The organism is Sphingomonas sp. 66-10, assembly GCF_001897045.1.
Taxonomy (GTDB): Bacteria; Pseudomonadota; Alphaproteobacteria; order Sphingomonadales; family Sphingomonadaceae; genus Sphingomonas; species Sphingomonas lycopersici.
Genome location: NZ_MKRR01000134.1, coordinates 19,865 through 29,091, shown reverse-complemented (window position 1 = coordinate 29,091; position 9,227 = coordinate 19,865). Strand labels below are relative to the sequence as shown.

Genomic DNA, 9,227 nt, shown 5'->3' with positions numbered 1-9,227 from the left:
GACGGCGCCTGCGTCGCGACCGCCGAACAGATGCTGCTCCACGTCGACGCCAGGACCGGGCGTGGCGGCCCCGCCTCGGGGACGCCCGCCGCAAAGGTCGCGGCGCTGGCCAAGGCGCAGGCCGGGCTTGCCCCGCCCGACGGCGCCGGGCGACGGATTTCGATGCCGGGGAAATAGTCGAAAACGATAAAGAGGAGAGGATGATGAAGATCGGATTGCTCGCGCTGCCGGCCATGTTGATCGGGGCGACCCCGGCGCTGGCCGATCCGCCCTCGGTGCCGGCGATCGGCGCGATCCAGTCCGACTTCGACGATTTCGGCCCGGCGGTGCAGTCGCTGACCCTGCCGTCCGGCCGGGTGGTCCATTATACCGACACCGGCGAGGCCGGCGGCCGCACCGTCCTGTTCATCGGCGGCACAGGCACCAGCGCGCGCGCTGCGGGGATGACCGATTTCCTCAAGACATTGCGCCAGCAGCTCAAGCTGCGCTTCATCACCGTCGAGCGTAACGGCTTCGGCGACACCGCATTCAAGCCCGATTGGGGGTTTGCCGATTATGCCGGTGAGGTGCGCGCGGTGCTCGATCATCTCGCGGTCAAGCGCTTCGCCGGAGTCGCGATCTCGGGCGGCGGGCCGTATATGGCGGCGGTCGCCGGGGCGATGCCCGAGCGGTTGATCTCGGTCCATATGCTCGCCACTGCCGCCACCTCGGCGGGCTCGGCGCGGTGCAAGGTATCGCTCGAACAGGCCACCGCGGGGGTCAGATCCTCGGTACAGAACCCGCAAAGCTGGTGGGCCTTCCCCGCCAACAGCCCGACCTTCCGCATCCCCGGCTTCTCCGATCGCGCTTATGAGGAAGGCGCACGCACCTTCTTCATCCGCGGCCAGATGGGCGATCCCACCCCCGAGGCGGCGGAGATGCTGCGCTATTGCGGCCCCGCCCCCGATGTCTCGAAGGTCACCGCGCCGGTGCATATCTATCAGGGCGGCGCCGATCCCTTGGTGAAGATCGACCAGGCCGAATATTGGCGCAGCCATTATCCCAATGTCGCCTCGTTCCGCGTCTTCCCCGGCGAAGCGCATGACGTGCAATATCGCCACTGGGATCAGGTGCTGATCGAACTCGCCGGTTTCGCCGACCAGAGTGTGATCTGTGAGGCCGGCAAGACGCGGGCGGTGGCCAAGGCAGAAGCGGAGGGATTGGTGGCAAAGGGCGCGACGCTCGGCATCTGCGCCTGGGCGCGGCGCTAGCGCATCGGGCGCGAAATGTGATCCCCCTTGTGTCCCCCGCGAAGGGGCCCCGTCAAAGTAGTACTTTGACGGGAACCCAAGGCGGGGACCCAGTCTGGGCTCCCGCCTTCGCGGGAGCACAAGGTTGCCCCAACGGTGCGCCGATTTGCGGAGAAAAATTCACACACGCCTACGCAAAGCGGTTGACTCACGCCGCTCGCCCAGCGGAAACGGGCGCCGAGGGCTAACCGGCGGAGGCAATCGATGAACATCTCGCGGAAACTGATCGGCGCGACGGCGCTGGCCTTGGCCGTATCGGCCCCCGCCCCGCTGATCGCCCGCGGCAAGGCGCAAGTCGCACGCCCCGCCGCCGCACGGGTCGCCGCGATCCCGTTCACCGCCGCCTCGGTCACCCGCGCGGGCGGCGGCTACCGCATCGAATGGACCGGGCAGAATGCCGGCACGGTACGCGTCTTCGCCAGCGAGCGCCCCGATCCGGTATCGACCGGCAAGCCGGTGGCGGAGGGGCTGGGTACCGCCGCGGTGACGGTCGATGGGCTCGCCCCCGATCATCGCTGGTTCTTCACGCTCGTTCCCGCGGAAGGCGAGCCGCTGGTCGTCGCCGATCGCGGGCTGCATCTCGCGACGGTGCCCAATTTGCGCGACATCGGCGGCTATCGCACCAGCGACGGCCGCTGGGTGAAGATGGGGCTGATCTATCGCTCGGATCAGCTCAACCGGCTGAGCGATGCCGATCTCGCGGCGATGGGCAGACTCGGACTGACCACCATTGCCGATCTGCGCACCGTCGCCGAGCGCACTCGCGAACCCGATCGCGTCGCGGCGGGCGCCGAGCCGCTGGTGCTCGATATCGCCAAGGACAGCCAGGGCTCATTGGGCGGCGACATGCGCGGCGCGATGGCGGCGATCGCCTCCGGGCATGCCGCGGAGATGCTGGTCGACGCCAACCGCGAGTTCGTCTCGCTGCCCAGCGCGCGCGCTGGCTACCGCGACCTGCTCCAGAAGCTCGAAGCACCGGGCACCAATGCCCTGCTCTATCATTGCACCGCTGGGAAGGACCGCACCGGCTGGGCCAGCGCGGTGATCCTCACCCTGCTCGGTGTCCCGCGTGAGACGGTGCTGCACGATTATATGCTCAGCAACACCTATCTGCGCGCCAAGAACGATGCGGCGCTCGCCGCGCTCGCCAAATCGGGGTCGCCGATGAAACCCGCCTATCTCGAAGCGGCGATGACGGTGCGCCCCGATTATATCCAGGCGGCGTTCGACGAGGTCGAGCATCGCTACGGCTCGTTCGACAATTATATCCGCCACGGGCTCGGGCTCACCGAGGCCGACATTAAGGCATTGCGGGCGCGCTATCTGACGAAGTGATCCACCCCGGCACAGGCCGGAGCTGGTCGCGACTGGACCCCGGTCTTTGCCGAGGTGGTGCGCTCTTCCTTGTGCTCCCGCCTTCCCGGGAGCGCAAGGGCGGCTCGACGTGATCCCAATTAACCGCAGGGCGCTCAGCCGCGCTGCGGGATCGTCGCCACGAGCGGCTCGTGCCCCCAGCCGGCAAGCAATGCGCGCAGCGTCGCACCCGGCAGCCCCACCGTCGCGGTGTTGCGCAACGGGTGAACATTGACCTGCGCGGCCTCGGCGAGATCGGTGTCGATCACCACTCGCACCCGCGCCTCGCGGTCGTTGATCGCGGCGAGCGGGGTAACCGATCCGGGCGCCACCCCCAGCAGCGCCTGCATATCCTCGGCCTTGCCGAAGCTCAGCTTCTTCGCGCCGATTACCCCGGCGAGCGCCTTCAGGTCGACGCTCTTGGCGTGATCGACCGTCACCAGCCAGAAGGCGCCGCCCGAATCCTTGAGGAACAGGTTCTTGGTATGCGCACCGGGCATCGCGGCGTGGATCGCCAGGCTCTCCTCGACGGTGAACACCGCCTGATGTTCGAGCACGTCCCAGCCCAGCCCGCGATCGGCAAAGGCAAGGCGCAGCGCTTCCTCGCTCATTTGAACACCACCGTCCGTTGGCCGTTGAGCATCACGCGATGCTCGCAATGCGCCTTGACCGCGCGGGTCAGCACGCGGCTTTCGGTTTCCTGCCCCTGCGCGATGAGATCGTCGGCCGTATCGGCGTGATCGACCGTTGACACGTCCTGCGCAATGATCGGCCCCTCATCGAGATCGGGGGTGACATAATGCGCGGTCGCGCCGACCATCTTCACCCCGCGCTCCCACGCGCGATGATAGGGCCGCGCGCCCTTGAAGGCGGGGAGCGAGCTGTGGTGGATGTTGATCACCTTGCCCTGTAGCGCGCGGCAGGCTGAATCCGACAAGACCTGCATGTAGCGGGCGAGGATGATCAGATCGACCTGCTGTTCCTCGATCAACGCGAGCAGCTTCTGCTCCTGCTCGGCCTTGGTTGCCGGCGTGATCGGCAGATAGTGATAGGGAATCCCTTCGTGCTCGGCGCGCCGCCGCCAGATCTCGTGATTGGAGACGATTGAGGTCACCTCGATCGGCAGATAGCCGGTGACCGCGCGATAGAGGAGATCGTTGAGGCAGTGGCCGCCCTTGCTGACCATGATCAGCGCGCGCTGCTTCACCGACAGATCATGGACCTGCCATTGCAGATCGAACGCCGCCGCGACCGGCAGGAAGCCGCGCCCGAAGCTCTCGGTGGTCATCCCCGTCGGGCCGGTGAAGGTAACGCGCATGAAGAAGCGCCCGCTGTCGGCATCGCCGAACTGCGCATTATGGACGATGTTGCAATCCTGTGCGGCGATCGAATTGGCGATCGCCGCGACGATCCCCTTCCGATCGACGCACGACACCAGCAACACGAAATCGGGCTTGGCCATGTTCATCCCCGTCATCCCTCACCGCTCTAGCATCTACGCATGCGCCCGGAAGGCGGAAAGTCGACTGGCTTTTCATAAGAACATGTAATATACAGTTTCAGGTAATTTTATTGCGGAGCCTGCCTGATGCGCCTGCCGCCCGAGTTCGATCTTCACGCGCTGGAGGTGTTCGTCCTCACCGTCGAGCTGGGCGGGATGACGGCGAGCGCGCAGCAATTGCGCATCACCCAATCGGCGGTGTCGCAGACGATCACGCGGCTGGAACAGGGCATCGGCACCGCGCTCTTCGATCGATCGCTGCGCCCCTTGGGCGTCACCCCCGCGGGGCGCGCCTTGTACGAGCGCGCGCGTACCCTGCTCTCCACCGCGCGGCGCGTGGTCGACGAGGTGCGCGAAGGCGCGCAACAGCCGATCGACCAGATCACGATCGGCATGGCCGAAACCCTGGCCACCCTGCTCACCGCCCCATTGCTCCACCACGCCGGCAAAAGGGTCGGGCGGTGGCGGGTGCGCTCGGGGATATCGCTCAACCAGCAACAGGATTTCCTCGCCCGCCGGTGCGACATGCTGGTTACGGGGAGCAACACGCTCGAAAAACACCCCGGGATCGAGCATCACGACGTTACCGACGATCCGTTCGTGCTCGTCTTTCCTGGCGATTATCACGGGTCGCCCGATCCGGCCGAAGCGGCGGGGCGGCTCCCCTTCGTGCGCTATTCGCTCGATACCGGCATGGGGCAGCGGATCGAAAGCCAGCTCACCCGGATGAAGCTCGCGCTGCCCAATGTGATCGAGGTCGACATCATCCACCAGCAGCTCACGATCGTCGCGCTGGGGATCGGCTGGAGCATCACCTCATTGCTGTGCCTCGCGGCGATGCCCGGATTGATCCCGCAGCTGCGCGTCGAGCCGATGCCGCGTGGGCGGTTCTCCCGCCGCATCCAGGTCGTCGCGCGGGCCGGCGAACTCGGCGATCTCGCCGCCAGCACCGCGGGCCTCGCGCGCGCGGTGATCCACGAACAGGCGCTTCCCCCGGTGCTCGCGCGATTGCCGTGGGCGGCGCCGGTCGCCCGCTAGCGGCCGGTCGAACTTTTTTCTTCGGCCGCCCGTCTCCACATCGTGGGCCCTTTTCGTTAACCATCTTCTCGCGCCGATGAAATCACGCGCAAGCGATCGACAATCTCCTTCATTTTGAAGGCGTCATCTTGAAAATCCCGTGATGATCATGGCAAATAGAAATCCCGTTCAGCGGGACCTCCCAGAACGCGGCCGGGCAGCGTTTTGCCCGGCCGTCTTTTTTTTACTGGTAAAATTCTCGCATACGCGCGGGGCCAGCCCCCGAGATATTTGAACCGCTGGCGCTTCGGCGAGCATGACAAAGACCTGTGCGCGGCTCTGTTGATACTGTGCCGGCCCGATCGGCCCGCCACGCCCGGCCCGCGCCGAAGAGCCAACTTTTCCTCCCCATTCTGGGGCTATATGCTTGGGGGCGTGACTGGAGACGATCGCTTCAACAAGCTCAACGAGCGCCAGCGGCATTATCTGCGCGCGGTCCTGATTCGACAGAATTCGGCCGAGATCGCGCGTGCCGAGCGCGAGCGCGGGAACGAGGTATCGAAGGCGGCGATCGACAAGGTCATCAAACAGGCGATGGAGCGGATCGGGACGAATTCGCGCTTCGACGCCGCGCGTCAGTTCGCCGAATACGAGGCGCGCCAGGGGGTCCACCGATTGGACCTCCCGCCAGAGGACCTTTTGTCCCCCCGGCAATCGGGCGCAAAGACGTCCTCGTCGAACGAACGGGATCAGGCAATCAACGGGGATATCTCGCTGACCTTTCGCGATACCGAACTCACTTTCGGCGCGATATCGGCGGGTAATAATGAAACGCTGGCCCCCGCGGCCTTGGGACCAACGGGCACCACCCCGGGGGTCATCTGGAGCCGGGTGTGGCGGTCGCTGGCGATAACCCTGGCCCTCGTTTTGGCGACGATCGCGCTCGGCAACATGTACGCCCAGCTGTCTCGTTAATCGCTCCAGGGGGTTCCTCGGAGCCACATACGTAAGGCGCAGCGGATGCTGTCGCCTGAGGAGGCTCTATGTCTGAATATGAACAGGATTTTCGCGAAATCGGCCTCGTGCTTCGCGGCTTCGAGCGCAGTATCGACGCGGCGCTGGCCGACGGATGCGATCTCCTCAAGGCCGCCACGGTCAAGAGCAATGACATCGGCATCGCCGCCCCTGTCTCGCAGCCGATCATCGCGTCGTTGTTCGGTACGCTCGAACTCGCGATGAAGGCGCGCAACCAGGCATCCGAAGCGCACCTGCAGCTCAAGGAATTCCGCACGGTCATCCGCAAGGGTCCAAGCGCGTTCGGCGATTGCTGCAGCTCGTTGCCGACGGGCGTCGAGGAGAAAGTGCTCCGCGCGGTCGCCTGAGACCGATTGTCGGCTTGACCGGCTCATGGCTCCATGATCCGGTCAAGCCATGCGGATGACGATCTTTGCAATCCTTCTGGTAACCAGCGTCCTGTCGGCGCTCCTGATCGGTGACCGGAATGCGCGACGGATCGGGGTCATTCTGACCCTGGCCGCCCTGGCGACCTGGCTCATCCCGTTTACCGGGTCCGAGCGCGTCGTGCACATTTCCTGGAAGCTCGTCACGGTCGATGTGGTGACCTGGTTAGCCCTTTTAGGCGTTGTCGCATGTTCCGAAGCACGCTGGCCTTCCTGGATCGCCGCGCTGCAAGGCGTGACGGTGTTGTCGCATCTTGCGGGGCTGATGCCGGGTATCGCCCCCTGGGTCTATGTCCGGGGGACGGTTTCCTGGTCATGGCCGATCGTGATCCTTCTGCAATTCGTGACGTTGCGCGACTGGCCGCCCGTGCGGAAGCGTCTCGCGCGCTGGTGGCCGCGCTTATCCGGCCGATCGCCGGGCATCAAAGCGAGCAAGTCGCAGCCGAACTGATCGCCACCTTCGGCGGCCTCCGCCAGATCCTCGGCGCCGACACCGCGTCGCTCCCGGACCAGCTTCGACCGAGCGTCCAGCACCTCCGCCAGACCGAGCAGCTGTTTTCCCAGCTGCTCCGCGAGCAGCTCCAGAATACGATGCTGCTCGACCAGCCGGCGCTGGTGGAGCGATACCTTACGCACGAAATGGGAAGCCTCTCGGTCGAGCAGATCCGGGTGATGTACCTGGATTCATCCTATCGGCTGATAAAGGATCAGGTCGTCGCGAGCGGCACGCGATGGAAGGTTCGCGTCGAAATCCATAAAATCCTTCGTAAGTGCATCCTGTTCGACGCGAGTGCGATCATCATCGCGCACAATCATCCGTCGAGCCGCTGGAAACCGACGCCGCACGATATCGAGAGCACGCGTATTCTTGCCGAGGCAAGCCGCCTGCTTTCGATCGAATTCGTCGATCATTGGATCGTCACCGAAAGTGGCGCGCTGAGCATGCGCGCCGCGGGCTTGTTATGAGCCAAGGCCACCCCGAACCCGGATCAAAGTCCACATGACCCTAGCTGCATCCTCCCCGCGATCGATCGCCCTTGCGAGCTTCATGCTGTCGATCAGGCGCAGGCGCGAGACGGTCTTCCCCGATCTCGACGTCGGCGATCTGGCGTGGAACCTGTTGCTCGATCTGTATATTCATCACGGTGTCGAGCGCCGGGTCTCGATCACCGCGCTATGCGCGACCGCCGGGGCGCCGACATCGACCGCGTTGCGCCATGTCAACGCCTTGATCGACAGTGGGATTTTCACGCGCGAGCCCGATCCGCTTGACCGGCGGCGGGCCTTCGTCCGCCTCGCGCCCCAGGTGATCGCCGCGCTCGACCAATTCCTGTCGGATCAATTCCAGCGCGCGCAAACAACACTCAGAGATTGAAGGAAAAAATGAAGAAGAGCGCGCTGCACGGCGCCGGCTGGCGGCGCTAACTGCGCCGTTCGGCCACCAGATAGCCGGCGAAAGCGCATGAAACGAACGACAGCAGCTTCAATATGTCGAGATCGACCTGCGAAAAATACCGTTCGGCGAGGCTGATGATCGAGAATAACAGAAAGAATATTGAAGCGAGCCCGAATAATACCAAAAACCCTTCCGGCTTGATCGGTATATAGGCGAATAGTATTTTCTTAAACCAGACCCTGTCATCCATAGTTAACCATGCCCCGACCCGATTGAGTCACCGCCCGCGTCCAGTCGACTGGACGCCAGGCCCGGGCCTTAATCGGCGACAGACACCAAGTAACCGATAGAAAGAACCATATTTGTTCTTTCTGGGCGCGGCGGAACAGCGTTCAGCGATCCGCAATCGTCGCGACGAGCGCATGCCACAGCCACGGCGCGAAGCTGCGCCACACCTCGATGCGGAAGCGCGTCGTGTCCTCGCGCAGCAGGATGATCTCGACCGTCTCGAACAATGTGCGCGTCGCGCGCCCGACCGCGAAACGATCGAGATCGAGCGGGCAGCCGGTCGCGATCGCCGCCGCGGCCCCTGTCCCCTCGACAACGAAGCCGAGCGCCCGGTCCGACACGTCGACCACGCTTACCGGCAGCCCCGCGCCGTCGGGCACGCGCTCCCCGGCGGGCAGCAGCGCATAATATTCGTCGGGGCCGAGGCAGGCGATACCGCCCTGCATATCCCCGATCCGCGCGGGCAGCGCTCGCCCGATCACGCCGGCCAAGGTCGCGGGATCGCGCGCGCGGAGCGAATAGCGCGCGGCGGCCGGTGCGAGGCTCAAGCGCACGTCATGCCCGGAGACTGGCGCGGTGCCGACCACAAGGTCTGCCGCCGAAACGGCAAGCGGCGTGATCTCAATCATTGAGCCGGCTCCCTTCGGCATCGTAAAAGACCGTCGGGCCCACCACCGCGCGGATCGTCTTCCCCGGCATCGGCACATGCAGCGTCTCACCGGTCCGCGCGCGTCCGTCGCGCACCAGCGCCAGCGCGATCGAGCGGCCGAGCGTCGCGCTCCAATAAGAAGAGGTGACGTGCCCGAGCATTGTCATCGGCACCGGCTGGTTGGGATCGGCAACGATCTGCGCGCCCTCCTCGAGCACCTCATCGGGGTCTTCGGTCAACAGTCCGACAAGCTGCTTTCGCCCGCTCGCCACGA

At 65.0% G+C, this 9,227-nt stretch carries 13 protein-coding genes; 8 read left to right on the top strand and 5 right to left on the bottom strand.

The features are described from left to right. Nucleotides 1-200: 200 nt before the first annotated feature. Both BGN95_RS16405 and BGN95_RS16400 read left to right on the top strand, forming a co-directional pair. Entirely contained in the window at nt 201-1,250 is a 1,050-nt protein-coding gene (locus BGN95_RS16405; RefSeq protein ID WP_286773358.1) for an alpha/beta fold hydrolase, read from the top strand. 243 nt (nt 1,251-1,493) lie between these two features. After that, complete coding sequence (locus BGN95_RS16400) at nt 1,494-2,624, top strand: tyrosine-protein phosphatase (RefSeq protein WP_286773357.1); 1,131 nt, start codon at nt 1,494-1,496, stop codon at nt 2,622-2,624. 134 nt (nt 2,625-2,758) lie between these two features. Here BGN95_RS16400 and BGN95_RS16395 read toward each other — a convergent pair whose 3' ends face one another. Then, nucleotides 2,759-3,253: a prolyl-tRNA synthetase associated domain-containing protein gene (locus BGN95_RS16395; protein ID WP_286773356.1), complete on the bottom strand. Its 495-nt coding sequence runs from the start codon at nt 3,251-3,253 to the stop codon at nt 2,759-2,761. After that, on the bottom strand, nt 3,250-4,104 hold the full coding sequence (gene purU, locus BGN95_RS16390; protein WP_286773425.1) for a formyltetrahydrofolate deformylase: 855 nt from the start codon (nt 4,102-4,104) through the stop codon (nt 3,250-3,252). The genes BGN95_RS16395 and purU overlap by 4 nt, the downstream gene beginning before the upstream one ends. A gap of 126 nt (nt 4,105-4,230) precedes the next feature. Here purU and BGN95_RS16385 point away from each other — a divergent pair, with 126 nt between their 5' ends. The 6 genes from BGN95_RS16385 (at nt 4,231) to BGN95_RS16360 (ending at nt 7,995) form a co-directional block, all read left to right on the top strand. Continuing rightward, nucleotides 4,231-5,181: a LysR family transcriptional regulator gene (locus tag BGN95_RS16385; RefSeq protein ID WP_286773355.1), complete on the top strand. Its 951-nt coding sequence runs from the start codon at nt 4,231-4,233 to the stop codon at nt 5,179-5,181. 270 nt (nt 5,182-5,451) lie between these two features. Then, entirely contained in the window at nt 5,452-6,135 is a 684-nt protein-coding gene (locus tag BGN95_RS16380) for a hypothetical protein (RefSeq protein WP_265312398.1), read from the top strand. 68 nt (nt 6,136-6,203) lie between these two features. After that, complete coding sequence (locus BGN95_RS16375; RefSeq protein ID WP_179515373.1) at nt 6,204-6,542, top strand: hypothetical protein; 339 nt, start codon at nt 6,204-6,206, stop codon at nt 6,540-6,542. Between the two features lie 55 nt (nt 6,543-6,597). After that, complete coding sequence (locus tag BGN95_RS16370) at nt 6,598-7,071, top strand: hypothetical protein (protein ID WP_265312399.1); 474 nt, start codon at nt 6,598-6,600, stop codon at nt 7,069-7,071. Between the two features lie 140 nt (nt 7,072-7,211). Beyond that, nucleotides 7,212-7,586, top strand: a complete 375-nt coding sequence (locus BGN95_RS16365) for a JAB domain-containing protein (RefSeq protein ID WP_265268230.1) — start codon at nt 7,212-7,214, stop codon at nt 7,584-7,586. Nucleotides 7,587-7,620: 34 nt separating this feature from the next. After that, on the top strand, nt 7,621-7,995 hold the full coding sequence (locus BGN95_RS16360; RefSeq protein ID WP_179515371.1) for a winged helix DNA-binding protein: 375 nt from the start codon (nt 7,621-7,623) through the stop codon (nt 7,993-7,995). Nucleotides 7,996-8,041: 46 nt separating this feature from the next. Here the strand turns inward: BGN95_RS16360 and BGN95_RS16355 are convergent, their stop codons facing one another. From BGN95_RS16355 to BGN95_RS16345, 3 genes are all read right to left on the bottom strand, one after another. After that, on the bottom strand, nt 8,042-8,266 hold the full coding sequence (locus BGN95_RS16355) for a hypothetical protein (RefSeq protein ID WP_286773354.1): 225 nt from the start codon (nt 8,264-8,266) through the stop codon (nt 8,042-8,044). Nucleotides 8,267-8,408: 142 nt separating this feature from the next. Continuing rightward, complete coding sequence (locus BGN95_RS16350; protein ID WP_286773353.1) at nt 8,409-8,933, bottom strand: aminomethyltransferase family protein; 525 nt, start codon at nt 8,931-8,933, stop codon at nt 8,409-8,411. Further along, a partial coding sequence (locus tag BGN95_RS16345) for a glycine cleavage T C-terminal barrel domain-containing protein (RefSeq protein ID WP_286773352.1) occupies nt 8,926-9,227 on the bottom strand: 302 nt, incomplete at its 5' end. The genes BGN95_RS16345 and BGN95_RS16350, both read right to left, overlap by 8 nt.